The 26,200-nt window shown below is 53.3% G+C and carries 22 protein-coding genes; 17 read left to right on the top strand and 5 right to left on the bottom strand.

Going from position 1 to position 26,200, the window contains the following annotated elements:
- Positions 1-209 precede the first annotated feature (209 nt).
- Both ppc and argE read right to left on the bottom strand, forming a co-directional pair.
- A complete protein-coding gene (ppc, locus tag CAG65_RS06510) occupies positions 210-2,843 on the bottom strand; it encodes a phosphoenolpyruvate carboxylase (protein WP_161452938.1) in 2,634 nt (877 codons plus the stop codon).
- Between the two features lie 232 nt (positions 2,844-3,075).
- The gene (gene argE / locus CAG65_RS06505; protein WP_021704524.1) at positions 3,076-4,212 is read right to left on the bottom strand and encodes an acetylornithine deacetylase; all 1,137 of its coding nucleotides are present in this window, start codon (positions 4,210-4,212) and stop codon (positions 3,076-3,078) included.
- Positions 4,213-4,366: 154 nt separating this feature from the next.
- Here argE and argC point away from each other — a divergent pair, with 154 nt between their 5' ends.
- The 4 genes from argC to argH all read left to right on the top strand — a co-directional run bounded on the left by argC (position 4,367) and on the right by argH (position 9,642).
- Complete coding sequence (argC, locus tag CAG65_RS06500; RefSeq protein ID WP_161448625.1) at positions 4,367-5,368, top strand: N-acetyl-gamma-glutamyl-phosphate reductase; 1,002 nt, start codon at positions 4,367-4,369, stop codon at positions 5,366-5,368.
- 19 nt (positions 5,369-5,387) lie between these two features.
- On the top strand, positions 5,388-6,179 hold the full coding sequence (gene argB, locus CAG65_RS06495) for an acetylglutamate kinase (protein WP_021704522.1): 792 nt from the start codon (positions 5,388-5,390) through the stop codon (positions 6,177-6,179).
- 97 nt (positions 6,180-6,276) lie between these two features.
- Positions 6,277-7,497, top strand: a complete 1,221-nt coding sequence (locus CAG65_RS06490) for an argininosuccinate synthase (protein WP_021704521.1) — start codon at positions 6,277-6,279, stop codon at positions 7,495-7,497.
- A 270-nt stretch (positions 7,498-7,767) separates the two neighbouring features.
- Positions 7,768-9,642, top strand: a complete 1,875-nt coding sequence (gene argH / locus CAG65_RS06485; protein WP_021704520.1) for an argininosuccinate lyase — start codon at positions 7,768-7,770, stop codon at positions 9,640-9,642.
- 215 nt (positions 9,643-9,857) lie between these two features.
- Here argH and CAG65_RS06480 read toward each other — a convergent pair whose 3' ends face one another.
- Positions 9,858-10,106: a DUF3624 domain-containing protein gene (locus CAG65_RS06480; protein WP_021704519.1), complete on the bottom strand. Its 249-nt coding sequence runs from the start codon at positions 10,104-10,106 to the stop codon at positions 9,858-9,860.
- A 171-nt stretch (positions 10,107-10,277) separates the two neighbouring features.
- Positions 10,278-11,006 carry a glutathione peroxidase gene (locus CAG65_RS06475; RefSeq protein WP_021704518.1) on the bottom strand — a complete coding sequence of 243 codons (729 nt, stop codon included), beginning with the start codon at positions 11,004-11,006 and terminating at the stop codon, positions 10,278-10,280.
- A 160-nt stretch (positions 11,007-11,166) separates the two neighbouring features.
- Between CAG65_RS06475 and oxyR the strand changes: the two genes are divergently transcribed.
- Positions 11,167-12,075: a DNA-binding transcriptional regulator OxyR gene (gene oxyR / locus CAG65_RS06470; protein WP_161452936.1), complete on the top strand. Its 909-nt coding sequence runs from the start codon at positions 11,167-11,169 to the stop codon at positions 12,073-12,075.
- 67 nt (positions 12,076-12,142) lie between these two features.
- Here oxyR and CAG65_RS06465 read toward each other — a convergent pair whose 3' ends face one another.
- Positions 12,143-14,680 carry a PBP1A family penicillin-binding protein gene (locus CAG65_RS06465; protein WP_161452933.1) on the bottom strand — a complete coding sequence of 846 codons (2,538 nt, stop codon included), beginning with the start codon at positions 14,678-14,680 and terminating at the stop codon, positions 12,143-12,145.
- 142 nt (positions 14,681-14,822) lie between these two features.
- Between CAG65_RS06465 and pilM the strand changes: the two genes are divergently transcribed.
- The 12 genes from pilM to trpS all read left to right on the top strand — a co-directional run bounded on the left by pilM (position 14,823) and on the right by trpS (position 26,018).
- Positions 14,823-15,740 carry a type IV pilus biogenesis protein PilM gene (pilM, locus tag CAG65_RS06460; RefSeq protein ID WP_161452931.1) on the top strand — a complete coding sequence of 306 codons (918 nt, stop codon included), beginning with the start codon at positions 14,823-14,825 and terminating at the stop codon, positions 15,738-15,740.
- Entirely contained in the window at positions 15,730-16,302 is a 573-nt protein-coding gene (locus CAG65_RS06455) for a PilN domain-containing protein (protein WP_161452930.1), read from the top strand. The genes pilM and CAG65_RS06455 overlap by 11 nt, the downstream gene beginning before the upstream one ends.
- The gene (locus CAG65_RS06450) at positions 16,295-16,885 is read left to right on the top strand and encodes a type 4a pilus biogenesis protein PilO (protein ID WP_161452928.1); all 591 of its coding nucleotides are present in this window, start codon (positions 16,295-16,297) and stop codon (positions 16,883-16,885) included. The genes CAG65_RS06455 and CAG65_RS06450 overlap by 8 nt, the downstream gene beginning before the upstream one ends.
- The gene (locus CAG65_RS06445; protein WP_161452926.1) at positions 16,878-17,387 is read left to right on the top strand and encodes a pilus assembly protein PilP; all 510 of its coding nucleotides are present in this window, start codon (positions 16,878-16,880) and stop codon (positions 17,385-17,387) included. The genes CAG65_RS06450 and CAG65_RS06445 overlap by 8 nt, the downstream gene beginning before the upstream one ends.
- Positions 17,388-17,406: 19 nt before the next feature.
- A complete protein-coding gene (locus tag CAG65_RS06440; RefSeq protein ID WP_161452924.1) occupies positions 17,407-19,131 on the top strand; it encodes a type IV pilus secretin PilQ in 1,725 nt (574 codons plus the stop codon).
- A gap of 141 nt (positions 19,132-19,272) precedes the next feature.
- The gene (gene aroK, locus CAG65_RS06435; RefSeq protein ID WP_021704510.1) at positions 19,273-19,791 is read left to right on the top strand and encodes a shikimate kinase AroK; all 519 of its coding nucleotides are present in this window, start codon (positions 19,273-19,275) and stop codon (positions 19,789-19,791) included.
- 30 nt (positions 19,792-19,821) lie between these two features.
- Positions 19,822-20,913, top strand: a complete 1,092-nt coding sequence (gene aroB, locus CAG65_RS06430; protein WP_161452922.1) for a 3-dehydroquinate synthase — start codon at positions 19,822-19,824, stop codon at positions 20,911-20,913.
- Positions 20,914-20,977: 64 nt separating this feature from the next.
- Positions 20,978-22,474 carry an SPOR domain-containing protein gene (locus CAG65_RS06425; RefSeq protein ID WP_161452920.1) on the top strand — a complete coding sequence of 499 codons (1,497 nt, stop codon included), beginning with the start codon at positions 20,978-20,980 and terminating at the stop codon, positions 22,472-22,474.
- A gap of 69 nt (positions 22,475-22,543) precedes the next feature.
- Positions 22,544-23,377 carry a Dam family site-specific DNA-(adenine-N6)-methyltransferase gene (locus tag CAG65_RS06420; RefSeq protein WP_021704507.1) on the top strand — a complete coding sequence of 278 codons (834 nt, stop codon included), beginning with the start codon at positions 22,544-22,546 and terminating at the stop codon, positions 23,375-23,377.
- An 86-nt stretch (positions 23,378-23,463) separates the two neighbouring features.
- Positions 23,464-24,135, top strand: a complete 672-nt coding sequence (rpe, locus tag CAG65_RS06415; RefSeq protein ID WP_021704506.1) for a ribulose-phosphate 3-epimerase — start codon at positions 23,464-23,466, stop codon at positions 24,133-24,135.
- A 58-nt stretch (positions 24,136-24,193) separates the two neighbouring features.
- Positions 24,194-24,898 carry a phosphoglycolate phosphatase gene (locus tag CAG65_RS06410; RefSeq protein ID WP_021704505.1) on the top strand — a complete coding sequence of 235 codons (705 nt, stop codon included), beginning with the start codon at positions 24,194-24,196 and terminating at the stop codon, positions 24,896-24,898.
- A 103-nt stretch (positions 24,899-25,001) separates the two neighbouring features.
- Complete coding sequence (trpS, locus tag CAG65_RS06405; protein ID WP_021704504.1) at positions 25,002-26,018, top strand: tryptophan--tRNA ligase; 1,017 nt, start codon at positions 25,002-25,004, stop codon at positions 26,016-26,018.
- Positions 26,019-26,200: the final 182 nt, after the last annotated feature.

Below are 26,200 nucleotides of genomic sequence, written 5' to 3'. Positions count from 1 at the left end.
AAGTAGAATAGATGGACAAAATTGCCCAAAAAACTGACAAAACACTCAATATTAATTTGTAAGTAGTTTTAAATTCTTACATGTTGGTCTTAATTGACCTTTTTGTGAATTTTTATGCTCTCATAAATGAGTGTGTAAGCAGAACAAACAAAAGGCCAACGTGATACGTTGGCCTCGAATTTATACTTGTGGCGGATGAATTCGCCAGTTTAACCGGTGTTACGCATACCAGCGGCAATCCCGGCAATGGTGACCATCAGCGCATCTTCCAGCTCTGGTGACGCGGTTTCTGTCTGTCTTGTCCGGTACAGCAGCTCTGCCTGGAGCATGTTGAGTGGCTCAACGTAGATATTTCTCAGACGAATGGATTCCAGACCCCAAGGATCGCTTTGCATCAGGTTTTCGTTGTTCTCAACATTGAGCACTGCTTTGATGTCTTTTTGCAATTGCGCGCGCAATCGGTCTCCGAGTGGCAGCAGCGCCGGATCGGCCAGTCGTTGGTCGTAGTAACGGGAGATCTCGGCGTTACACTTCGAGTAGACCATTTCCAGCATACCTAAACGGGTTGAGAAGAACGGCCACTCACGACACATTTCTTCCAGCAGTGCCTGATGGCCCTGGTCGATTGAATACTGAATTGCTTCGCCGGCACCGAGCCACGCAGGCAGAACCAGGCGGTTCTGGCTCCAGGAGAAAATCCAGGGAATCGCACGCAGGCTTTCCACTCCACCCTTCGGGTTGCGCTTCGCAGGGCGTGAACCCAGCGGCAGTTTGCCCAACTCCAGTTCTGGAGTCGCCTGACGGAAGTAGGGGACAAAGTCCGCTTCACCACGTACCACACCGCGATAGGCTTCACAGCTGACTTGCGACAATACTTCCATCAGATCGCGCCACTCTTGCTTTGGCTCTGGCGGTGGCAGCAGGTTGGCTTCCAGTATGGCGCTCGCGTACAGATTAAAACTGTTGACCGCGACATCCGGAAGACCCAGTTTAAAGCGAATCATCTCGCCCTGCTCGGTAACGCGCAGGCCGCCTTTGAGGCTTTTCGGAGGCTGAGACAGCAGGGCCGCATGCGCCGGTGCGCCGCCACGGCCGACCGTTCCTCCCCGGCCGTGGAACAGCGTCAGTTCCACGCCTTCGGCTTCGGCCACTTTGACCAGGGATTCCATCGCGTGGTACTGAGCCCAGCCTGCCGCCATTACACCGGCGTCTTTGGCTGAATCGGAGTAACCGATCATCACCATTTGGTGGTTTTGAATAAAGCCGCGATACAGATCGATGCCCATCAACTGTTGAATCACCGCTTCAGCGTTGTTCAGATCGTCCAGCGTCTCAAACAGTGGGCAGACATCCATGCGGTATGGGCAGCCAGCTTCTTGCAGCAGCAGGTGTACGGCCAGAACATCAGACGCCGTGCGCGCCATGGAAATTACATAGGCACCAAAGGCTTCTCGGGGCTGAACGGCGATGATTTTACAGGTATCGAGCACTTCTTTTACCGGCTCAGATGGCTGCCAGTCGAGTGGTAGCAACGGGCGCTTCGAGGCCAGTTCATTGGTCAGGAAGGCAATTTTATCTTGCTCGCTCCATTGATCGTAGTCGCCGATACCCAGGTAACGGGTTAGCTCTGACAGTACCTCAGAATGACGGGTGCTTTCCTGGCGGATATCGAGGCGAACCAGATGGACGCCAAACGCTTTCACCCGGCGCAGCGTGTCCAGTAGTGAGCCATCGGCAATCACGCCCATCCCGCATTCGTGCAGAGACTGGTAACAGGCGTAAAGTGGTTCCCACAGCTGTTCCACTTTTTGCAGCGGGGCTTTCACCGCCAGTTTTTGGCCATGGATTTTGGCGTCGAGGATCTCTTTGGTTTCGTTCAGCAGGCTACGCAGCTGTTTCAAAATGGCACGGTAAGGTTCGTGCTCGTCGTCACCCGCCAGCGCGCGTACGGCGTCGTTGCTCTTGGTCATCGACAGTTCGCTGATCAGCTCATTGATGTCAGCCAGGTAGAGATCGGCGGCTTTCCAGCGCGACAGCAGCAGCACTTCGCGGGTAATGGTGTGGGTGACAAACGGGTTACCGTCACGGTCGCCGCCCATCCAGGATGAGAAATGCACCGGACGTGCATCAATCGGCAGTCCTTCACCGATGTAGTGGCTCAGGCGTTCATCCAGCTCGCGCAAAAAGTCCGGCACGGCGTCCCACAACGAGTTTTCGACCACCGCAAAGCCCCATTTGGCTTCGTCCAGTGGGGTTGGGCGCTGTTTACGGATCTCATCCGAGTGCCAGCTTTGGGCAATCAATTGATCAAGGCGACGCTCTGTTTTATGCCGCTCTTTCGGAGCCAGGTCGCTCAGCTCAAGCTTGGAGAGGCATTCGTTAATCTTGACCAGCTTATTGATCATGGTCCGACGGGTAATTTCGGTTGGGTGCGCGGTCAGGACCAGCTCGATGTTCAGATCCCGAATGGCCTGCGCAGTGTCCAGCTTACTGATGTCATTTTGGGTCAGTTTGCTGAACAGGGCATTGATGGCGTCCGGTTCACACACGTGTTCTTCACAATGACGTGAAATGGTGTGGTATTGCTCGGCGATGTTGGTCAGATTCAGAAATTGGTTAAAGGCGCGTGCAACCGGTGTTAGCTGCTCATTCGGCAGACTTTTTATCTCTTCGATCAGGCGCTCTCGGTCTTCCTGACTGCCTGAGCGGGCAGACTTGGAAAGTTTACGAATCGTTTCTACTTTCTCTAAAATAACGTCGCCTTCAGCGTCGCGAATGGTGTTACCAAGCAGATGGCCCAGCATACTTACGTTACTTTTGAGCGCAGCGTATTTTTCGTTCATTGTCTTCCTGCCTTGAAAAAAAATTACATCCAATGTTCCTTATTAGACACCCAATCTAGCTAAAAATATTGCTCGGAGTCAAATAAAGCCGCTTAAGTTTGCAATTATTACGCGTATCCGTCGCGATGTATTCAATTCGTCATTTTGTCGGAATATGTTGAAAGTTAATTACAAAAAAGTCTGCCAGACGACAACCGCACATACTGATCTGAGGTACGCGTTGTCTGGCCGATCAGAAGCAGTATTGGTACATCGCCTTCGACAGAATATTGATCGTCGGATCGATAAATTCGAACGCGAGAAACTCATCCGGCTGATGGGCCTGATCAATTGAGCCCGGACCGAGGACCAGTGTCGGACACAACTGCTGCAGGAAGGGGGCTTCGGTACAGTAGTTGACCGTTTGTGAAGCGGTATTGCAAATGCCTTCCATGCTGCTGATAAACGGATGGTCGTGCTCGCATTCGTAGCCGGGAATAGGCTCGTGCAGTGGTGTAATAGCAATCCGGCCCGGCCATTTAGTTTCAATCTCTTTCAGCGCGTCACGCAACATATTGTTCAGGCCGTCCAGGCTAATGCCCGGTAAGGGGCGCACGTCGTAGTGCAGTTCACAGCAACCACAGATACGGTTAGCGCTGTCACCGCCGTGAATATGACCGAGATTGAGGGTCGGGCTTGGAATCGCAAATCCCGGATGGTGGTACTCTTTGATCAGACGATCGCGCAGTTGCATCATGGCAAACAGCACTTCATGCATGATCTCAATCGCGTTGACGCCCAGCGCCGGATCGGAGGAGTGGCCGGATTTCCCGGTGACTCGGATCGCATTGGCAACGTGACCTTTGTGGCCCCGGATCGGCACCAGACTGGTGGGTTCACCGATGATGCAATAGTCCGGCTTGACTGGCGCATCGGCGGTAAAGTGGCGTGCGCCCAGCATCGTGGTCTCTTCATCGCAGGTGGCGAGGATATAGAGGGGCTTGCTTTGCTTACTCCAGTCGACCTTTTTGACGGCCTCTACAATAAATGCAAAAAAGCCTTTCATGTCGGCTGTCCCGAGCCCGTAAAACCGGTTGTTGTCTTCGGTCAGTGCGTGTGGATCGTAGTTCCAGCGCCCCTGATCGAAGGGGACGGTGTCAGAGTGACCAGCCAGCAGCAATCCGCCTTCCCCCTGACCCTTTTTCGCCAACAGGTTCATTTTACCCGGTTCCACTTCGGTCACCTGCACCTCAAAGCCGAGATCTTTTAACCAGGTGGCAAGCTTTTCAATCACTTTGCTGTTGCCTTCGTCCCAACTCGGGTCGGTAGAACTGATGGAAGAGGTCGAAATCAGGCCACGGTAGACCTCAATAAAACTCGGTAATTGCATATTATCTTCGCTTCTACGGTTGACAGAAATACATTAAATCGGTAAAACACATATTAAATCATATCGAGTGAATAAAAAATCATTATAAGCTCTTTTTGTTAGATTAATAATCACTTTTAAAGTGTGCTTTTTACCTTGAATCGGGATGTCTGAGATGCTTAAAACCACAATCATTGGCGCCAGCGGTTACACCGGGGCCGAGTTGGCCCTCATGGTGGAAAAACACCCTCAACTCACGCTAGCAGGTTTATACGTGTCTGCAAATAGCCTGGATGCCGGAAAGTGTATTTCTCAGTTGCACGGCAAACTCTCCGGTGTGGTGCAGCAGGTGGTGCAGCCTCTGGTGGACGTGGCACAGGTCGCCAAAGAGGCGGATGTGGTGTTTTTGGCAACGGCGCATGAGGTCAGCCATGACATCGCCCCAATACTGCTGGATCACGGTTGCCAAGTGTTTGATTTATCCGGTGCCTTCCGGGTGAAAAATGATGCGTTTTACACCGATTTTTATGGCTTTACACATCAGCACGCCGAGTGGCTGGATAACGCGGCATATGGTCTGGCGGAATGGAATGGCGAGGCTATTAAACAGGCTCAGTTGATTGCCGTGGCAGGATGCTACCCGACCGCTTCTCAACTGGCGATCAAGCCTTTGGTTTGCGCCGGTTTGCTGGATGTCGGCCAATGGCCTGTGATCAACGCCACCAGTGGTGTCTCCGGTGCCGGGCGTAAAGCCTCGATGACCAACAGCTTCTGTGAAGTGAGCTTGCAGCCATACGGCGTGTTTACGCACCGTCATCAGCCGGAAATTGCCCATCATCTGGGGTGCGACGTGATATTCACGCCTCATCTGGGCAACTTTAAGCGCGGCATTCTGGCGACGATTACCATGAAGTTGCAACCGGGTGTGACCGCAGACGCAATCGAACAGGCTTTTCATCAGGCCTATCAGGATAAGCCGGCGGTTCGAATCAAAACCACCATCCCCCGGATTCAGGACGTTGAATTTACCCCTTTCTGCGATATCAGCTGGAAGGTTCAGGGCGAGCACATCATTGTCATCGCGGCGATCGATAACTTGCTCAAAGGCGCATCGAGTCAAGCGATGCAGTGTTTAAACATTCACTACGGTTTTTCTGAGTTAACTGCGCTGCTGTAAGCAGGCTGAAGGAAACGTTATGACGGATAACAACATGACACCATTGGTGATCAAATTAGGCGGTGCGGCATTGTCTTGCACTGAAACGCTCAGCCAGGTTTTTGGCGCGATTGCTGACTACCAGAATCAGGCTCAGCGACGAATTGTGATCGTCCACGGTGGGGGTTATCTGGTGGACGATCTGATGAGCAAGCTTCAGCTCAAAACCGAGAAAAAACACGGTTTGCGGGTGACCCCGTACGATCAGATTCCATTGATTGCCGGCGCTTTGGCGGGCACGGCGAACAAGATGCTACAAGGTCAGGCGATCAAAGATGGCTTGAATGCGGTGGGTCTGAGTCTGGCGGATGGCGGTTTGTGCGTGGTGGAAGAGCTGGACGCGGAGCTTGGCGCGGTTGGCAAAGCGTTGCCCGGCAACTCAGCGGTGTTGCAAGCGATCCTTGCGACCGGTGCACTGCCGATCATCAGTTCCATTGGCCTGACGACGGACGGTCAGATGATGAACGTCAATGCTGATCAGGCGGCCGTCGCTGTTGCGGGGGCGATGGATGCGGAGCTGGTGTTGCTGTCGGACGTCAGCGGTGTGCTGGATGGCAAAGGCCATTTGATTAAGCGACTGGATGAAGTTCAGGCCAATAAGCTGATCGAGGGGCAGGTCATCACCGACGGCATGATCGTCAAAGTCCAAGCGGCGTTACAGGCGGCAGCGGACCTGGGTCGGCCGATAGAAGTGGCCACCTGGCGTTACCCTGAAAAACTGACGCAGCTGTTTGGCGGCACAAGTATTGGGACTCAGTTTTTGCCGCAGTAACCGCGCAAAAACACCCAGACAATTGAAAGAGCAAAGAATGGAAGTATTCCTGAGCACTGACCGCCAGGCGCAGGCTGGGGAAATTAGGAGAGAGAAAATGAGCAAAGTTGAAGTGAATAAAGTTGTTGTCGCATATTCTGGCGGTCTGGATACCTCAGTGATCATCCCGTGGCTGAAAGAGAATTACGATTGTGAAGTGGTCGCGTTTGTGGCTGATGTTGGTCAGGGTGAAGATGAGCTGGTCGGGATTGAAGAGAAAGCCAAGGCATCGGGTGCGTCCGAATGCTACGTGGTTGACCTGAAAGAAGAAATGGTGGCCGAGTACATCTATCCGACGCTGAAAACCGGTGCTTATTATGAAGGGAAATATCTGCTTGGCACGTCAATGGCACGGCCGATCATCGCCAAAGCACAGGTAGAGATTGCACGTCAGGTAGGGGCCGATGCACTGTGTCACGGCTGTACCGGTAAAGGTAATGACCAGGTACGTTTTGAAGGTGCATTTGCGGCACTGGCGCCGGATCTGCATGTGATCGCTCCATGGCGTGAATGGGATCTGGTCAGCCGTGAAGAGTGTCTGGATTACCTGGCTGAGCGTAACATTCCGTGCAGCGCATCACTAACCAAGATTTACTCACGTGACGCAAACGCTTGGCACATCTCAACCGAAGGCGGTGTACTGGAAGATACCTGGAATGCACCGAACGAAGACTGTTGGGTCTGGACCGTGGATCCGGAGCAGGCGCCAAACGAAGCAGAGTATGTCACGCTGAAAGTCGCTAAGGGCGAAGTGGTCTGTGTCGATGGTGAACAGATGACGCCGTACAACGCACTGGTATACCTGAATGAAAAAGGTGCCAAACATGGCGTCGGCCGTATCGACATCGTTGAGAACCGTTTGGTCGGTATGAAATCCCGTGGCTGCTACGAAACTCCGGGAGGCGCCATCATGATGGAAGCGCTGCGCGCTGTAGAGCAACTGGTGCTGGATAAAAGTGCGTTTGAGTTTCGTGAAGAGCTGGGCCTGAAAGCGTCGCATCTGGTGTATGATGGTCGCTGGTTCACACCACTGTGCAAATCTATTCTGGCCGCGTCTGAAGAACTGGCACAGGACGTCAACGGTGAAGTTGTCGTGAAACTGTACAAAGGTCAGGCAACGGTTACGCAGAAGCGTTCCGACAACAGTTTGTATTCCGAAGAGTTCGCCACCTTTGGTGATGACGACGTGTACGATCACAGCCATGCTGGCGGCTTCATCCGCCTGTACTCGCTGTCGAGCCGCATCCGGGCGCTCAATGAAGCCAAAAAGCGTCAGTAACGGTTGTCGTATCGTCAGGCGATAAAATAAATACTCATCTGATGGTGGAACAACAAAGCCCGCTTGTTTATGCAAGCGGGCTTTATTTTTACAGAGATAGGCTCGTTGTAGTGATAAGTTTACGTCGTGAATAAGTATGTTTTAAAAGTGAATTTTTACTTTATTTTTTGTTCAACATACCGTAACGTTGACGAACACAAAAAATAACCTGATTGCGAGTCAGGTACCATCGTAGCACAGCAGTGAATAGTGAGCATTAGGAGAGACGCAATGGCATTATGGGGCGGAAGATTTACCCAAGCGGCAGACACACGGTTCAAAGAATTCAACGATTCACTTCGCTTTGACTACCGATTGGCTGAGCAGGACATTGTCGGCTCGATTGCCTGGTCAAAAGCACTGCTGTCAGTCGAGGTACTGACGGATGAAGAGCAGCAGAAGCTAGAGTTGGCGCTCAATGAGCTTAAGCTCGAGGTGATGGAAGACCCACACCAGATCCTGCGCTCCGATGCCGAAGACATTCACTCATGGGTGGAGCAACAGTTGATTGGCAAAGTCGGAGATCTGGGCAAAAAGCTGCATACCGGCCGGTCACGGAACGATCAGGTGGCGACCGATCTGAAACTCTGGTGTCGTCAACAAGGGCACCAACTGCTGATGGCGCTCGATCGGCTCCAGGTCAAAATGGTTGAGGTTGCCAGTCAGCATCAGAACACCGTGTTACCGGGTTATACTCATTTACAACGGGCACAGCCGGTGACCTTTGCTCACTGGTGTCTGGCCTACGTGGAGATGTTTGAGCGGGACTATTCACGTCTTGCTGACGCGCTCAAGCGGCTCGACACGTGCCCGCTCGGTTCGGGTGCGCTGGCCGGAACCGCTTATGCGATTGATCGGGAAAAACTGGCGCACAATCTGGGTTTTCAGCGTGCTACCCGTAACTCACTCGATTCGGTATCGGATCGCGATCACGTCATGGAACTGATGTCGGTGGCGTCGGTGTCGATGCTCCACCTGTCGCGTCTGGCGGAAGATATGATCTTCTATAATTCGGGGGAGTCCGGTTTTATTGAACTGGCGGATACCGTGACATCAGGCTCGTCGTTGATGCCTCAGAAAAAGAACCCGGATGCTCTGGAGTTGATTCGGGGGAAAACCGGTCGGGTTTACGGCGCTCTGGCGGCCATGATGATGACCGTTAAAGCCTTGCCGTTGGCGTACAACAAAGACATGCAGGAAGACAAAGAAGGCCTGTTTGATGCGCTTGACACCTGGAACGATTGCATGGAAATGGCGGCGTTGTGCTTTGATGGCATTAAAGTGAATGCTGAGCGGACGCTGGAGGCGGCGAAACAGGGGTACGCCAATGCCACTGAACTGGCCGATTATTTAGTGGCCAAGGGGATTCCGTTCCGGGAAGCGCACCACATCGTTGGTGTGGCGGTGGTCGGAGCAATAGAGAAAGGCTGCGCACTGGAAGAGTTGTCACTGCCAGAGCTGAAAGCGTTCTCGGAGGTGATTGAAGCGGATGTGTATGCGATTCTGACCATCGAATCCTGCCTGGAGAAGCGTTGCGCGCTCGGTGGTGTGTCACCCAAGCAGGTCGCTTATGCGGTGAATGAGGCGGAGAAGCGTCTGGATAAACGCGATGCGTCTGCGGTCAAAGTGCGCTCGGCGAGGCTGACGGATATTGAAGCGCTCGAAGGTATGGTGGCTTACTGGGCGAACCTTGGCGAGAACCTGCCGCGCTCGCGCAGTGAGTTGGTGCGCGACATCGGCTCATTTGCTGTCGCCGAACATCACGGGGAAGTCACCGGGTGTGCTTCGCTGTACGTTTATGATTCAGGACTGGCCGAAATCCGTTCACTCGGGATTGAAGCTGGTTGGCAAGGCCAGGGACAGGGCACGGCGATTGTGCAGCACTTGGTGGAGAAAGCGCGTCAGATGGCGATCAAAAAAGTGTTTGTCCTGACCCGTACGCCGGAGTTTTTTATGAAGCAGGCCTTTTTACCGACCTCGAAATCCTTGCTGCCGGAGAAAGTCCTCAAAGACTGTGACCAGTGCCCGCGTCAGCATGCCTGTGATGAAGTGGCGTTGGAGATCAATCTCGTTGAACAAGTTATTACTCGCGTGAATGTTGCTTAACTGATTGATTGTTATCGATGTTTAAGTTTTCTCAGAAAAAAGATCAAAAAAGATCGAATTTTTGGGAACCAATAAGAAAAGGCAGAGTCTATTAAAGTACCACTGCTTTTTCTTAGAAGAATCTAAGAGGGCCCCGAGACTACAGTTTGGTTTTGGGGCTTTTTTGTATCTGGCAGATGGCTCTGACTATTCGGCTGACTGGCGAGTAATGTGCGCTATTTTCTTTGCCGTTTGCGCCAGGGCAGGATCACAAAGCGCATCCACAGATGCAAAAACAGCAACCCGTTAAACGCAAAGCCGGCAATGATCAAACTGATCGACTCAATACTGGCCGGATCGTGACGAAATCCCAGCCACCAGATAATCCAGCACAACACAGATAAGACCGTCAGCTGATCCATGCAGCGCTGACAACGGCCGATTTTCTTCCAGAACCAGTTTTCCTGGCAGTCATGACATCCCATGCCTTCCTCCGCACTCTACCTTGACAGTATATCGCGAAGTCATGAGGTGATCGTCTGGCTTTTTTTAGGGTTGTATTGTCGGGCAAAACAGAGAAACGCCTCTTCGTGCCACAGCAGTGAAGAGGCGTTGGGGGGTGTCCAGGAGTGCGCGATGCGTCAGCCGAATAAGGTTCAGCCCAGGTAGCTTTCCAGCTCTTCGCTGCCACCGATGTGTTTTCCGCCGATAAAGACTTGGGGTACAGTTGAGCGGCCGGAGATGGCACGCAGGCTGACGGTTGTGGCATCTTTGCCCAAGATCACTTCTTCGTATTGCAAACCGTGGTCAATCAGGTTTTGTTTGGCCTTGACGCAGAATGGACAGCCTGGTTTGCTGAATACGGTGATCGACTCCTGCACTTTGTACTCGGGCGCCACATAAGCCAGCATAGTATCTGCGTCAGACACTTTGAACGGGTCGCCCGGTTCATTCGGTTCGATAAACATTTTGGCCACAATGCCGTTTTTGACCAGCATGCTGTAGCGCCAAGAGCGCGGACCAAATCCGAGCTCATTTTTGTTCACCAGCATGCCCATTCCCTGAGTAAACTCACCGTTACCGTCAGGAATGAACGTAATGTTGTCCGCTTCCTGATCGTTTTTCCATGCGTTCATCACAAAAGCATCGTTCACCGATACACATAAGATGGCGTCGACCCCATGTTCTTTAAACACCGGAAACAGCTCGTTGTATCGTGGCAAATGGCTGGATGAGCAGGTCGGCGTGAAGGCACCCGGCAGACTGAAAACGATCACGGTTCGGTTGTTAAACAGCTCGTCGCTGGTGACATTGACCCAGCTATCGCCCTGACGGGTAGGGAAAGTCACTTGTGGTACAGCCTGGCCTTCTTTCGATGCAAACATACGGTTTCCTTCTGATTCTTAGAGTTCGGTCAATGCGACGCGGTAAGTGGTGCGCTGCATGCAATAACGTTATTATCGAAAAAACCTTTTGATAGCTCTAATCGTTTGATGCTATGGTTTTGATAGTTCCTTTCTATTAAATGGGGAGATCAAAACAGCGATGAACATTCGTGATTTTGAATATTTGGTTGCCTTGGCAGAACATAAGCATTTCCGCAAAGCGGCCGAGGCCTGTTTCGTCAGTCAGCCGACACTGAGCGGGCAAATTCGCAAGCTGGAAGATGAGCTAGGTACGGTGCTGCTCGAGCGCAGTAGCCGCCGGGTACTGTTCACCGAGTCGGGCTTGCAACTGGTGGAGCAGGCCAAGCGGGTACTGAACGAAGTCAAAAACTTTCGTGACATGGCCAGCGGTCAAAGTGGCGCCATGAGCGGACCGATGCACATTGGCTTCATTCCCACCGTGGGGCCGTACATATTGCCGCGTATTGTCCCGTTCCTTAAAGACCAGTTCCCTGAGCTGGAGCTTTACCTACATGAAGCCCAGACCCAGCAACTGGTGCGCGAACTGGAAGATGGCAAGCTCGATTGCCTGGTGCTGGCGTCAGTCGCGGAGACGTCAGCGTTTAAAGAGATTGAAGTGTATAACGAACCTCTGAGTGTTGCGGTGCCGTGCGATCATGAATGGGCCAAGCTGGATGAAGTGGACATGCATGAGCTGAGTGGTAAAACCGTACTGGCTCTGGGGGACGGCCACTGTCTGCGCGATCAGGCACTCGGTTTCTGTTTTGCGGCCGGCGCCAAAGACGATGAGCGTTTTAAGGCCACCAGCCTGGAAACGCTGCGCAATATGGTCGCGGCTGGCGCGGGTATTACTCTCTTGCCAGAGCTGTCACTGCCAAGCGAAAAGCAAAAAGATGGGGTGTGTTACCTCAAAGCGGTCAACCCGGAACCGTCTCGCAGTATTGTACTGGTTTATCGCCCAGGCTCGCCGTTAAGACAGCGTTTTGAACAGCTGGCTGCAGCCATCAAAGCGCGTCTCACCGAGCATCACGCTTCGCAAGCGGCCTGAACTGAATCGGTCATCGGTATAAAAAAGGCTGAAGGTTTCCCTTCAGCCTTTTGCGTTTTAGCCCGGATCAGAACAGGCCTTCGTCGTCTTCACTGTTGCTGTAGATGCTGTCGCTGAAGCTGTCGCTGATGTACTCTTTCGGCTCGGTGCCGTTTTCGAAATACTCAAACATTGAACTGCCATCAGTCTTATTGGTCAGCATACCGCTGTCGCGATCAATGCGTACCCGAACGATATTGGCCGGGATCGCTTTGTCTTGCTGTGGTACGCCGTTAAGCGCGGTGCGCATGAACTCAATCCAGGCTGGCTGGGCGGTTTTCGCCCCGGCTTCGGCGCCGGAAATTTGTCCTTTGCCTAAGTTGCGGTTCGGTGTGGTGCGTCCCAGGTTGCGGTTGTGATCGTCAAAGCCGACCCAGGCAATGGCAACGATCCCCGGCGCGTAACCGTTGTACCAGGCGTCTTTGGAATCGTTGGTGGTACCGGTTTTACCGCCGATATCGCGACGTTCCAGTTTCTGAGCCCGCCAGCCGGTGCCATTCCAACCCGTGCCGTCGCGCCAGCTGCCACCACCCCAAATGTTGCTGTACATCATTTCTCGTACCAGGAAGGCCGTCTGAGAGGAGATCACCTGAGGTGCATATGATGGAGTCTCGCTGCTTTCGGTGGTCTCAGTGATGTCGTGCTCAGCAAACTCATTGGCTGCGGTCGGTTGTGGCTCTTGAGGACAGTCCTGACGACAGATGGTTTTCGGCGTAGCCTTGAACAGCTCATCACCAAACGGCCCTTCGGCACGCTTGATGACAAAAGGTTCGATATAGTAACCGCCATTGGCGAAGACTGAGTAACCCTGCGCCAGTTTCATTGGTGTTAGGCTGCCAGCCCCCAGAGCGATGGTCTCAGAGTGTGGCACCTGGTTGATGTCAAAGCCAAAGCGGGGCAGGTAATTCCGGGTTTCATCCAGTCCGACGGCGCGCAGTACACGCACAGCCATGACGTTTTTCGACTGAGCCAGACCAACGCGAAGGCGGGTAGGGCCGACGTAGGTTGGTGGTGAGTTCTTCGGACGCCACGCGGTGCCCTGACTCTTGTCCCATTTGTTGATTGGCGCATCATTGATCAGCGTCGCGAGGGTCATGCCATGGTCGAGCGCGGCGGAGTAAATGAACGGCTTGATACCGGATCCCACCTGACGCACTGACATGGTCACACGGTTAAACTTATTGTGTACGTAGTTAAATCCGCCCACCATTGCCAGCACAGCGCCGTTGTCCGGATTAACGGCGACAAATGCAGTTTGAGCACTTGGTACCTGGCTTAAACGCCATACCTGACGAGCGGGCTCCCCCTCTTTTTCTGCTGCCTGACTGACCTGGCGTACCCAGATCTGTTCGCCGACGTTCAGTATATCGCTGGCATTATTCGGGGCTGAGCCCTGACGATTGTCATTGATGAACTTTCTTGCCCAGTCGATCTCATCCCATTGCAGAGTCTGCGCTCCGCGGTTTTTGACTTCGACGGTGGCACTCTTACCGTCAACGTTAGTCACCACTGCCGGGATCAGTTGGCCATACGTCGGTACGTTGTCCAGCTCGGCGTCGATCTGTTTGACTGTCCAGGCTGTTTCGCCGTCTTTCCAAAGCACTTTTTCAGCGCCGCGGTAACCATGACGTTCATCGTACCCCAGCAGGTTGTCGATCGCGGCACGGTTGGCCGCTTCCTGCAGCTTAGAATCGATGGTCGTAAAGATCTTCATGCCCGAGGTGTAGGCGTCTTCGCCGTACTGTGCAATCGCCCAGGCCCGGGCCATCTCTGCGGCATACGGTGCATGCAATTGAATCTGCGCGCCATGGTAGCTGGCCACAACGGGCTCAGAATGCGCCTGATCGTATTCCTGTTGCGTGATGTATTTTTCATCCAGCATACGCATCAGTACGACATTGCGGCGCGAGGTCGCCCGCTCGATCGAATACAGCGGGTTCATGGTCGACGGCGCTTTCGGCATACCGGCCAGAACGGCAATTTCGTTCAGGCTCAGATCTTTGAGGTCTTTCCCAAAGTAGACCCGCGCTGCGGCACCGAATCCGTAAGAGCGGTAACCGAGGAAAATCTTATTGACGTACAGCTCTATGATTTCCTGCTTGCTCAGCAACTGTTCAATGTGCACGGCGATAAAGATCTCTTTGACTTTACGCATGATGCTTTTTTCGTTGGTGAGGAAGAAGTTACGAGCCAATTGTTGGGTGATGGTACTCGCCCCTTGTTTAGCATGGCCGGACAGGGCGACCACGAACGCGGCACGGGCAATACCAATCGGATCCACACCCGGGTGCTCATAGAAACGGCTGTCTTCGGTCGCAATCAGCGCTTCGATCAGATGCTGCGGAATTTCGTCGTAGGTGACCGGAATTCGACGTTTTTCACCAAACTGTGAAATCAGCTTCCCGTCTTCGCTGAAGACTTGCATCGGAGTCTCGAGTTTGACGTCTTTGAGCGTCGCGATGTCTGGCAATTCTGGTTTTACGTACAGGTAAAAACCAAAAATTGTACCGACTCCAAGAATCGTGCAAATCAATATAAAAATGAACAATCGCTTTATGAACTTCACCGGATAATCCCTGATTAGTTTAGGCTGCGTATATGCAAACCCTTGTACTCTAAGCTAAAAACTTAGCTCAAAAATTTCGTCGTGTTGTTAAACCACCAACTAAAGCGTTCTGAGCTAAGCATAGTCACTGGAGCTAAGCTGTATGGGTAAATCACTAGTTACTGGCATTGATATCGGTCATCACAGTCTTAAAGCTGTGGTGATCAAACCTGTGTGCGAAGCACACGTATTGGTTGGTTATCATGAGGTGGCAGTAACGAACGCCATATTCTCTGATAACCACAAGTTAAATTATCAGGAAATTGTAAAGAAACTCAAAGAACTAAGGAAGGGATTGCCTTGGTTTAATGGCAAAGTCGCGATATCTGTCCCCGACAATGTGGTAATAACCAAAACTTTACAACTAGATAGCGCCCCTGCTGCGGACGAGGAAGCCTTGGCGGTCAGTGAGGCATTTGTCCGCCAATCGGCGTTTCCGGCGCAAGCGCTGAGCCTGGATTTTGTGCCCGTTTCGTCTGTTGAGCTGCGTTATCAGGTGTATGCCACCAAACGTGAGCTGGTCGAACAGTGGATACGGGTGCTCAAACGGGCCGGTTTGCGTCCGTTGTATATGACGACGGATGCGCAGGCTCTGTTGCAACTCTGGCAGCAGACTCCTGCGCTGAGCGAGCGCAACGCGTTGCTGGTGGATGTTGGTTTAACGCGTACGTTGATAGGGCGTAATTTTGTCACTCAGCCGGCATTTTACAAGACGCTGGAGCATCGCCCGGCCGGAGACACTCCGCGGTTGGACCCGGAGCTACTGATCAGTCAGCTTCGGCGTGATATTCAAATGTGCCGCTCGGTTCACGGTGAGGAGAGTGTGCAGTGCCTTGTGCTGACTGGCGGGGGCGCGCAGAGTATGGCTCCGCGTTTGTCTGCCGCGTTGGCACTGACTTGTCAGCTTGAGGTGCCCTGGCCGTTACTGGAACAAATTCCACAAGGTGGCGCTTCTTTTGCGGGCGCGCTTGGTATTGCGCTGCGCGCATTACACTGGCAGGAGTCGCGCTATGGTGCATGACATCAATCTGTTCCCCTGGCGAGAGTTCGAGCAGGCCCGCTACCGGCGCCGCTTTTATCTCATGGCGCTAGTGATGGCGCTGTTAAGCGGCATTGCCTTACGTTTGGGGGGCGCTTACCTCGAAACCCAACGGCAGCATCAGCAACGTCGGATGACCCTGTTGCATCAGCAGCAGGAAGTGCTGGCCCGTCACCACCATCAATGGCTTGATACCCGTGAGAAATTCAACGCGCTGGCTCAGCGTCAGGCGATCCTGACCGCCATACAGACGAAGCGTAACCGGACCACAAATCTGCTCAATGCGTTACCCGGGTGGATCCCGGACGGCGTGTATCTGGATACGTTGACGCTCAATGGCCAGCGGGTGCGCCTGAGCGGGGTCGGTGATAACACCGCGACGTTGACTCGTCTGCTGGCCAATCTTGAGCAAGCCAGGCAAGTGAGTGGCATCAATATGCACTCAGTGATCCAGGGAGTCGCACGTTTTGAACGGCCTTTCGCGCAATTTGAGTTGTCTTTTTCTTTGCTCGAAGAGGCGCCTTTGGTGAATGAGAATGACTGAGTGGCGAGCACTGGAACTGACGGATATGGCGGAGTGGCCGCGTATCGCGCAGGGTGGGGCGTTGGTCGCCGGGCTCTTGTTGATGCAACTGCTTGGTTATCAATTTTACTTATCTCCCAAGCTAACGACGCTGCATCAACTGCGTCAGCAGGAGAGCGAGCTCAGTGAGTACCTTGAACGGACGGCGTTGCAGGTGGCGCCGCTTCCGGCTCAGCAACGGCAATTGCGTCAAGCCCAGCAAGCGTTTGACGCGCAGTTGCGCGCGTTACCTGCCGAGCAGGAGCTGGCCAGTTTGCTGGCGGCGGTGAATCAGGCGGGTGTGCAGCACCAACTGACGATCAGCCGCATCGATTGGGGCGCGCGTCAGCGACAGGGCGATCTGTATCGCCTGCCGCTGAATCTGGAATGGAAGGGTGAGTATCACGATATCGGCCGCTTTGTGGCCGCCATTGCGGCGTTGCCAAGATTGATCCATTTCGATGAATTGCGCTGGCAAAGGGTCACGCCGGACAGTGAGCAACTGCAGGTGCGGGCGCGCGCCGTTACTTATCAGTATCAACCTGAGGGAAAGCCGAATGACTAACGTCATGTGTGTGCTGCTGTGGGTCACATTGCTGTGTGGGTGCCGTGCGAATCAGCAGGCGTTGCCGAACTGGACAGTGCCCGCAGACTCTGCTGCCTCCATCGCCCCTGACGTGTTGGATAGTGGCGTTCCAACGGCGGCCTATCGCCAATCAGCGGCGCGCTCGCCGTTCGCTCTGCCGCAGGATGTGGTGGTGCCAACAACCGATAAGCCCGCCGCCCGTTGTGGTGTGGCGCCGCCCGCGAGCAGTGTGCCTGTGCGACTGGCTGGTGTGGCACTCGCATCGCTGCGCTTAACCGGCACCATGGGCAAAGGGAGAGCCATCCGGGCGTTGGTTGCAACGCCACAAGGCCGGGTTGAATCTGTATCGCCGGGAGAGTGGCTGGGCGCTGCGGCCGGTCAGGTGCTGGAGGTGTCTGATCACCAACTGGTGGTAGAAGAGATTCTCCCCGACGGAGACGGATGCTGGACCCGCCACCCAGTCACGCTGACGATGCAATAAACGACGACGGAAAGGAATTATGAAACACGGATTGTTACGTCCCCACGGCTCACCGACCTTCTATTTATGGTGTGCTCTGCTGCACGCGCTGCTCAGTTTGTCAGTGATGGCCGCCCCTATGAATCAACTGCTGAGCGTCGATTTTGGCCTTGGAGAGTCGCAGCAAGCCAACATTGTGGCGGTGCTGTCGTCTGAAACAGTGGTGCTGGATGTCCGGCGAGTTGAAAGCGGGCTGCTGGTGGAGCTATTGCACACTCAGGTTGATGATGCGCAACTGGCGATCCTGGATGTGACCGATTTCGCGACACCTGTCTCACGCATAAAGATAAGCCGAACTGCCGATGGGGCGATGTTGCAACTGGCGATCGATGGGGCGTTTGAATACGACTATCGACTCGATGGCGCGCGTTTGGTGATGACGGTTGCTGCGCGTCACACGTCGCCTCAGGAAGCGCGTTTTGCTGCACGTGGCCAGCCTATGTCGATCAACTTCCAGGACATACCGGTACGCAGTGTGTTGCAGCTGATTGCCGACTACAACCAATTCAATCTGGTGGTCGCTGATTCGGTCAGCGGTAATTTGACTCTGCGTCTGGACGGGGTTCCCTGGCAGCAGATTTTAGACACCATCTTACAGGTCAAAGGCTTGGGGAAGCGGGTTGAGGGCAATGTGGTGTTGGTAGCGCCACTGGCGGAACTGGAGTCGCGGGCTCAGCATCAGCGTCAGGCGCAAAGGGCCGGGGAGCTGCAGTCGGCCATCATACCGGTTCGTTTTGCCAACGCCGCCGATGTGGCAAAGATGTTGGGGGGTGATGGTGCCTTCAGTATGTTGTCGGAGCAAGGCGCGATCTCGGTGGACCAACGGACTAATGCGTTGCTGATCCGTGAATCACCCCTGTTGTTGAGGGAGATCCGGCAGATGGTGGCGGCACTGGATGTGCCGGTCAAACAGGTGCAAATTGAAGCGCGTATTGTCAGTATCAGTGAAGGTAATCTCGATGAACTGGGGGTTCGCTGGGGCTTCAGTACCACACATGGTGACACCAGTGTCGGTGCCAGTATCGAGAGCAATTGGTTCCAGGCGGGTCTGGCAGATGTCGAGCAGTTACCGGTGGATGATTTTCTTAACGTCAATCTCGCCGCCAGTTCTCCGGGAGCGTCGTCGATCGCATTTCAGGTTGCCAAGCTCGGTTCGGATCTGCTGCTCGATCTGGAACTGTCGGCGCTGCAGCGCGAGTCCAAAGCGGAAATCATTTCCAGTCCGAGGCTGATCACCACCAACAAACAGGCGGCGTACATCGAACAGGGCACCGAGATCCCCTATCTGGAATCCACCTCCAGCGGGGCGACGTCGGTGGCGTTTAAAAAAGCGGTACTGAGTCTTAAAGTGACGCCGCAAATCACACCGGATAACCGTTTAATACTGGATTTGAATGTCACGCAGGACCGCCCCGGGGAAGTGGTCAAAACCGGGACCGGGGAAGCCGTGGCGATCAACACCCAGCGGATTGGCACTCAGGTATTGGTCAACAACGGCGAAACCGTGGTGCTGGGCGGTATTTTCCAGCACAACATCATCAACACTACTGACAAGGTGCCACTGCTGGGTGATCTGCCACTGCTCGGGGCGCTGTTCCGCCGCAGTTATGAGCAGTTAGGTAAAAGTGAGCTGCTGATTTTTGTCACTCCGCGTGTGGTGCCGGATCGGCCCAACAGCGATGAGAGAAAAATAAATTTGCATTAGGGGCACCTTATCTAGATAATTTCGGGTCTTATCACGAATTATCGGTGAGGAATAGGTGCCACAAGCATTCCTATCGCAGGCGACTGCCTGATGTCTCTTGTGGCGATGTCATTGAATTAACGTTGTAAATTACTGCTAAACATGGCTGAGAAACGCAATATTTTCCTTGTTGGCCCAATGGGCGCCGGCAAAAGCACAATAGGTAGACACCTAGCTCAACAACTGCATATGGAGTTTGTTGATTCAGATACTGTGATTGAAGAACGTACAGGTGCCGATATCGCATGGGTATTTGACGTTGAAGGTGAAGAAGGCTTCCGTAAACGTGAGGAAGCGGTGATCAATGATCTGACCGAAGAACAAGGTATTGTTCTGGCTACCGGTGGTGGCTCAATCAAGAGCAAAGAGAACCGTAACCGTCTGTCTGCCCGTGGCATCGTTGTTTATTTGGAAACAACAATCGAGAAGCAGCTTGCACGCACCAACCGCGACAAGAAGCGACCTCTACTGCAAACTGACAACCCGCGTGAAGTACTGGAGTCTCTGGCTGAAGAGCGTAACCCTCTGTACGAAGAAATCGCAGATTACACGGTCCGTACGGACGATCAAAGTGCAAAAGTGGTAGCCAACCAGATCGTAAAAATGCTAGAAGAACGTTAAGTCGTTTTATTTAGCCTTGGAGTGATTACCATGGAACGGATTACGGTCAGTTTAGATGAGCGTAGCTACCCAATCTCAATTGGTGCCGGATTATTCAATGATCCGGCCCACCTTTCTCTCTTATCAGCGCAGCAAAAAGTCGTCGTCATCAGCAATGAAACGGTCGCCCCTTTGTACGCTGACACTATTCTGAGTTTGCTCGAACAACGCGGTTGTGACGCCACGCTGCTGACGCTGCCCGATGGTGAGCAATACAAAACTCTGGATACTTTTAACCAGGTGATGAGCTTTTTGCTCGAAGGCAATGTCAGTCGTGATGTCGTCATCGTGGCCCTGGGGGGCGGTGTGATCGGCGATCTGGTCGGATTCGCTGCTGCCTGCTATCAACGCGGTGTGGATTTTATTCAGATCCCGACCACCTTACTGTCCCAGGTGGATTCGTCCGTGGGCGGCAAAACGGCCGTGAATCATCCGCTCGGTAAGAACATGATCGGCGCGTTTTATCAGCCGAAAGCCGTCATCATTGACACCGACTGCCTCAAAACCTTGCCAGCGAGAGAGTTTGCTGCCGGTATGGCTGAAGTGATCAAATACGGCATCATCTACGATGCGGATCTCTTTACCTGGCTGGAAACCAACCTGGATAAGCTGTATGCACTGGACGAGCAAGCCCTGACCTACGCTATTGCCCGTTGCTGCCAAATTAAAGCCGAAGTGGTGGCACAAGATGAAAAAGAATCGGGCATTCGCGCGCTGCTGAATCTCGGTCACACGTTTGGCCACGCCATCGAAGCGGAGCTGGGTTACGGCAACTGGCTGCACGGTGAAGCGGTGTCCTCAGGCATGGCCATGGCTGCCAAAACTGCGCAACTGCAGGGAATGATTGATGATGTCGATTTGGAGCGAATCGTGGCGTTGCTGCGTCGTGCCAACCTGCCGGTGCACACACCACCAAGCATGACATTCACGGATTTCCTCCAACACATGATGCGCGACAAGAAAGTACTCTCTGGTGAGTTGCGTCTGGTTTTGCCGACCAGTATCGGCACCGCCGACGTGGTCAAAGGGGTACCGGAAGCCGTGATCGAACAAGCGATCGACGCCTGTCGCGATTTGGTATAGCCTGAATACTTATCTTTCTAAAATCAACGGTATAGCAGATAGCTGAACGGGTAGGACGGCCGCAATGAGTTTGTCTCATGAATTACGTGTACTGGAATTGGACTCACAAACGCAAGTGCTTGAGCGGCTGCGGTTGCTGACCGAGTTTGGTTCCAATCTGGTGAATGTCTCCGGCGTCGCCGGGGCAGGTAAATCCTGGCTGGCGCAACGTTATCTGGAAGCTTGGGTCAGCGACAAAGATCAGTCATTGTTGCTGTGTCACCCGAGTCAGGATGACCATCAGCGTCGTTCTACCTTGCTGTCTCAAGTCGTGTCCGGTGGTACGTTCAATCCTCAGGACAGCCTGATTGATAGCCTCACGCGCATGCTGGATGGCGAAAGTTGCGATCTGGTCATCGTGGTCGATGACGCCCATCTGTTGAGTGAAGGTCTGATTTCTGAGCTGTGGCGATTAGTGCAACGCGCTCAGCAACAACCAGCCTGGAACATCAGCGTGGTGCTGTTCAGTCAGAGCGGCAGTCTCGATAGGTTGCTGGAACGACTCAGTGACGGGCAGGATATTCGGCCGATCGACATTGAAATTGAGTCATTCTCGCAAAATGAGGCTGATCGGTTTTTTGAACAGCTGGTGATGCGCTATGTTGAAGATGACATGGAACGCCAGGTGCGCCATGCGTATCGTAAAGTGACGCTCACGCCGGGGGAGATTATGGCACTTAGTGAACAGAAGGCTGAAAAACGCATCATTATTCGTTCCATCGTCGGCTCTCCAGTACGAATTGCGCTGCTGGTGCTGATCTTGTTGCTTCTGCTTGGCGGCGGCTACTGGTGGATGATGAGTCAGCCGGGGCCGGGTGAGCGCATTGAGCAGTTGACCGCCGGCGGCGAACAGACTGTGATACCGACACTGCCGCAGGATGGTACAGCCACTTCTGGCGATGTGAGTGAACTGCCCGCCTCCGGTGCGGACGACGATTCAGCGGCGCTGCCGCCGGATGTGATTGATACCACAGCTTCGGTCGGTGAAGCCGACAGCAAGCAGCAACGGGTGGTGATCACATCGGATGTGGTGGACGCGCTACTGGAAGGCAAAACCAGCTCAAAGGCCACGAATAAGACACCAGCGGTGGCCCAAGACACGGCCGAAGACGGCAAAGTGCAAGATAAACCCTCAGCTGACACGCCAGTCCGCCAGACTCCGGATCCAGGCACCACAGCACAACCGCCTGCGCCGGCTGCATCTCCAGCCGCAGTGCAGTTCTCATTTGCCCGTGAAGAACTGATGGCGTTTTCACCGCGCAGTTACACTTTGCAACTGGCGGCGGTCACCAGTCTGCAAGAGGTACAGCAGTTTATCGATCAGTATCAGCTGGCCGGAAAAGTGCGAGTCTACCCGACGGTACGTAGCGGTCAGGACTGGTATATTGTTACCTACCAGAACTATCCGACTATCCAACTGGCCCGTGATGCGGTGGCGACATTGCCGGACGCATTGCAACAGCTTGAGCCCTGGGCAAAATCCATTCGTCAGGTACAGCGCGAGATCGAACGTGCAAAATAGCCTGAGATTCACCTGAAAATATGTTACATTCCGCAGCCTTATTTTTGCGGTTGATAGATAGAGCAGTAGATGAAGAAGCAGCGAGCCTTCCTGAAATGGGCAGGTGGAAAATATGGTCTAGTCGAAGATATTCAGCGCCACCTCCCGGATGCTCGTAAACTGGTTGAACCGTTTGTGGGAGCGGGCTCGGTGTTTCTTAATACCAACTACGATCACTATTTGCTGGCGGACATCAATCCGGATCTGATCAATCTCTATAATTTGCTCAAAGAGCGTCCTCAAGAATACATTTCGGAAGCGCAGCGCTGGTTTACGCCTGACAACAACCGCAAAGAGGCGTACTTGTCGATCCGGGCTGAGTTCAATCAATCCGATGACGTGATGTTCCGTTCACTGGCGTTCTTGTATATGAACCGCTTTGGTTTTAACGGCTTGTGCCGTTACAACAAAAAAGGCGGCTTCAATGTCCCGTTCGGCTCGTATAAAAAACCTTACTTCCCTCAACAAGAGCTGGAGTTTTTTGCCGACAAAGCCCGCAAGGCGACGTTTGTCTGCGAAAGCTATACCGATACCTTTAAGCGCGCACGCAAAGGCAGTGTCGTGTACTGCGATCCGCCGTATGCGCCGCTGTCGACGACCGCCAATTTCACCTCTTACGCTGGCAACGGCTTTACGCTGGATGATCAGGCCGCTTTGGCGGATGTGGCAGAAAAGGCCGCCACAGAGCGTGGCATTCCAGTATTGATCTCCAATCACGATACTACGCTGACGCGCCGTTTATACCATGGCGCGCAGCTTAACGTGGTCAAAGTCAAACGTACCATCAGCCGCAATGGCGCCGGGCGCAATAAGGTCGATGAGTTACTCGCCTTGTTCAAACCCGCCGACGATAACCAGGAATAATTCACTCCGCTTCTAGGATCTCTGTGCCCGGTTGGGTAGAATTGCAGCCATCGATTGCATTCTTCCCAATTGCCCAGAGGTCAGGTATGAAAGATTTTCTTATTGCTCCATCGATTCTGTCAGCGGATTTTGCCCGTCTTGGTGAAGACGTAGAGAAGGTGTTGGCGGCTGGCGCCGACGTGGTGCACTTTGATGTTATGGATAACCATTACGTACCGAACCTGACTTTTGGTGCACCAGTGTGTAAAGCGCTGCGCGACTATGGCATTACGGCACCGATCGATGTGCATCTGATGGTGAAACCGGTTGATCGCATCATCCCGGATTTTGCCAAAGCCGGCGCATCGATGATTACCTTTCACGTTGAAGCTTCGGAACACGTCGACCGTACGCTGCAGTTGATCAAAGAGCACGGTTGTCAGGCTGGCGTGGTACTCAACCCAGCGACCCCCTTGTCGCAACTGGAGTTCATCATGGACAAAGTCGACATGATCCTGTTGATGTCGGTCAACCCTGGCTTTGGTGGTCAGTCGTTCATTCCCCATACGCTGGATAAACTGCGCGCGGTACGACAACTGATCGATCAGTCCGGACGCGATATCCGCCTGGAAATCGACGGGGGAGTGAAAGTCGACAACATTCGCGAAATTGCTCAGGCTGGTGCAGACATGTTTGTTGCCGGCTCGGCGATTTTTGGCCAGCCGGATTATCAGCAAGTGATTGATCAAATGCGCGCTGAACTGGCCGAAGTACAATAACCCTGAAAAAGTACAATAACCCTGAAAAAGTACAATAACCCTGAAACAGGATACGGTTTTGAATTTGAATGACATTAAGCTGATTGCGTTTGATTTGGATGGCACCTTGCTCGATAGCGTGCCGGATCTGGCCGTGGCCGCTGATCAGGCGGTACGTCAACTTGGTTATCCCGCCGTCAGCGAAACGCAGGTGCGTGACTACGTTGGCAACGGTGCGGACGTATTGATTGGCCGTGCGCTGAGTCAGAGTATGACGGTGGATCCGGCGTTGTCGCCGTCTTTGCTGGCAGAGGCTCGGACACTGTTTGATGCGTTTTATGCCCAGACGCATCACAAGCTGAGTCACCTGTACCCGAATGTCAAAGCAACACTGCAAGAGTTGCGTGATGCCGGGTTTGTGCTGGCGCTGGTGACCAACAAACCGTCCCAGTTTGTACCGGAGATCCTGACGCAACACGGTATCGATTCCTTCTTTGTGGACGTGCTCGGCGGAGATGCGTTTGCTGAGAAAAAACCCAACCCGATTGCCCTGCAATGGCTGATCGACAAACATCAGATCCGCGCCGAGCAGATGCTGATGGTGGGGGATTCGAAAAACGACATTCTCGCGGCAAAAAACGCCGGCTGTCATTCGTTTGGACTGACCTATGGGTATAACCATGGTGAGCCTATCGCCAATGCCGGTCCAGACTACGTCGCCGACAACATTGCCCAGTTACTCGATGTTGTTCTCGTTTCGGCCGAATTGGCGGAAAAGATCTAGCAAAATACTCATCAATGAGTACACTGCTTAAACCGTGCAGCGACAGCGGGCACGGTTTTTCATTTTTTGAACCCTGGTATTAAGAAGTCAAAGGAACTATTCCATGAGCAAACCCATTGTATTGAGTGGTGTTCAACCGTCAGGTGAACTAAGTATCGGTAACTACCTGGGTGCTCTACGTCAATGGCAACAGATGCAGGACGATTACGACTGTCAGTACTGCGTGGTGGATCTGCATGCGATTACGGTCCGTCAGGATCCGAAAGCGCTGCACGAAGCGACGTTGGACGCACTGGCGATCTGTCTGGCGGTTGGTGTTGACCCTAAGAAGAGCACGCTTTTTGTTCAGTCACACGTACCTGAGCATGCTCAACTGGGTTGGCTTCTTAACTGTTACACCCAGATGGGTGAACTGAACCGCATGACGCAGTTCAAAGACAAGTCTCAACGTTACGCCAACGATGTCAACGTTGGCCTGTACGATTACCCGGTACTGATGGCGGCAGACATTCTGTTGTACGGTGCCAACCAGGTGCCGGTCGGCAGTGACCAGAAGCAACATCTGGAACTGGCGCGTGATATCGCGACCCGATTCAATAATATCTACAGCCCTGAGCAGCCTATCTTCACCATTCCGGAGCCGTACATCCCGCAAGTGAATGCGCGCGTCATGAGCCTGCAGGATGCGACGAAGAAGATGTCCAAGTCGGATGATAACCGCAAGAACGTCATCACCTTGCTGGAAGAGCCGAAGTCGATCATCAAGAAGATCAACAAGGCTCAGACAGACACGGAAACCCCACCGCGTATTGCGCATGACGTGGACAACAAGGCGGGCATTTCTAACCTGATGGGTCTGTATTCTGCGGCGACTGGCAAAACGTTTGCTGAAATTGAAGCTCAGTACCAGGGTGTGGAAATGTATGGGCCGTTTAAGAAAGACGTCGGTGAAGCGTTGGTGGCCATGCTGGAACCCGTGCAGTCCGAGTATCACCGTATTCGTGAAGACCGTGACTTCCTCAACAGCGTGATGCGTGACGGGGCAGAAAAAGCCTCAGCGCGCGCAGCGCAAACCCTGAAACAGGCGTACGAAGTGGTGGGTTTTGTTCCTCGCCCTTAACCGTCTGTGATTCCGGTCTGGACAAGCCTCGCCATTTGGCGGGGCTTTTTTATGGCCGCGATATTTTTGCAATGAAATGTTGATTGTTTTGTTATTAAATCCAATCTGTTACAAAAACAGCAACGTCTGATGTTGAAAATATGACTGTGATCCAAATATTCACACTATTTATGAGATAAACC

The organism is Vibrio sp. V39_P1S14PM300 (genome assembly GCF_009904765.1).
In the GTDB taxonomy this organism is placed as follows: Bacteria; Pseudomonadota; Gammaproteobacteria; order Enterobacterales; family Vibrionaceae; genus Vibrio; species Vibrio proteolyticus.
The sequence above is the reverse complement of the archived record's forward strand: the minus strand, read 5'-3'. Positions and strand labels throughout refer to the sequence as shown.

What these genes read in the sequence shown, in the direction of transcription:
- ppc (WP_161452938.1), bottom strand. Translation starts at nt 2,843, where the DNA reads ATGAACGAAAAATACGCTGCGCTCAAAAGTAACGTAAGTATGCTGGGC.
- argE (WP_021704524.1), bottom strand. Translation starts at nt 4,212, where the DNA reads ATGCAATTACCGAGTTTTATTGAGGTCTACCGTGGCCTGATTTCGACC.
- argC (WP_161448625.1), top strand. Translation starts at nt 4,367, where the DNA reads ATGCTTAAAACCACAATCATTGGCGCCAGCGGTTACACCGGGGCCGAG.
- argB (WP_021704522.1), top strand. Translation starts at nt 5,388, where the DNA reads ATGACGGATAACAACATGACACCATTGGTGATCAAATTAGGCGGTGCG.
- CAG65_RS06490 (WP_021704521.1), top strand. Translation starts at nt 6,277, where the DNA reads ATGAGCAAAGTTGAAGTGAATAAAGTTGTTGTCGCATATTCTGGCGGT.
- argH (WP_021704520.1), top strand. Translation starts at nt 7,768, where the DNA reads ATGGCATTATGGGGCGGAAGATTTACCCAAGCGGCAGACACACGGTTC.
- CAG65_RS06480 (WP_021704519.1), bottom strand. Translation starts at nt 10,106, where the DNA reads ATGGGATGTCATGACTGCCAGGAAAACTGGTTCTGGAAGAAAATCGGC.
- CAG65_RS06475 (WP_021704518.1), bottom strand. Translation starts at nt 11,006, where the DNA reads ATGTTTGCATCGAAAGAAGGCCAGGCTGTACCACAAGTGACTTTCCCT.
- oxyR (WP_161452936.1), top strand. Translation starts at nt 11,167, where the DNA reads ATGAACATTCGTGATTTTGAATATTTGGTTGCCTTGGCAGAACATAAG.
- pilM (WP_161452931.1), top strand. Translation starts at nt 14,823, where the DNA reads ATGGGTAAATCACTAGTTACTGGCATTGATATCGGTCATCACAGTCTT.
- CAG65_RS06455 (WP_161452930.1), top strand. Translation starts at nt 15,730, where the DNA reads ATGGTGCATGACATCAATCTGTTCCCCTGGCGAGAGTTCGAGCAGGCC.
- CAG65_RS06450 (WP_161452928.1), top strand. Translation starts at nt 16,295, where the DNA reads ATGACTGAGTGGCGAGCACTGGAACTGACGGATATGGCGGAGTGGCCG.
- CAG65_RS06445 (WP_161452926.1), top strand. Translation starts at nt 16,878, where the DNA reads ATGACTAACGTCATGTGTGTGCTGCTGTGGGTCACATTGCTGTGTGGG.
- CAG65_RS06440 (WP_161452924.1), top strand. Translation starts at nt 17,407, where the DNA reads ATGAAACACGGATTGTTACGTCCCCACGGCTCACCGACCTTCTATTTA.
- aroK (WP_021704510.1), top strand. Translation starts at nt 19,273, where the DNA reads ATGGCTGAGAAACGCAATATTTTCCTTGTTGGCCCAATGGGCGCCGGC.
- aroB (WP_161452922.1), top strand. Translation starts at nt 19,822, where the DNA reads ATGGAACGGATTACGGTCAGTTTAGATGAGCGTAGCTACCCAATCTCA.
- CAG65_RS06425 (WP_161452920.1), top strand. Translation starts at nt 20,978, where the DNA reads ATGAGTTTGTCTCATGAATTACGTGTACTGGAATTGGACTCACAAACG.
- CAG65_RS06420 (WP_021704507.1), top strand. Translation starts at nt 22,544, where the DNA reads ATGAAGAAGCAGCGAGCCTTCCTGAAATGGGCAGGTGGAAAATATGGT.
- rpe (WP_021704506.1), top strand. Translation starts at nt 23,464, where the DNA reads ATGAAAGATTTTCTTATTGCTCCATCGATTCTGTCAGCGGATTTTGCC.
- trpS (WP_021704504.1), top strand. Translation starts at nt 25,002, where the DNA reads ATGAGCAAACCCATTGTATTGAGTGGTGTTCAACCGTCAGGTGAACTA.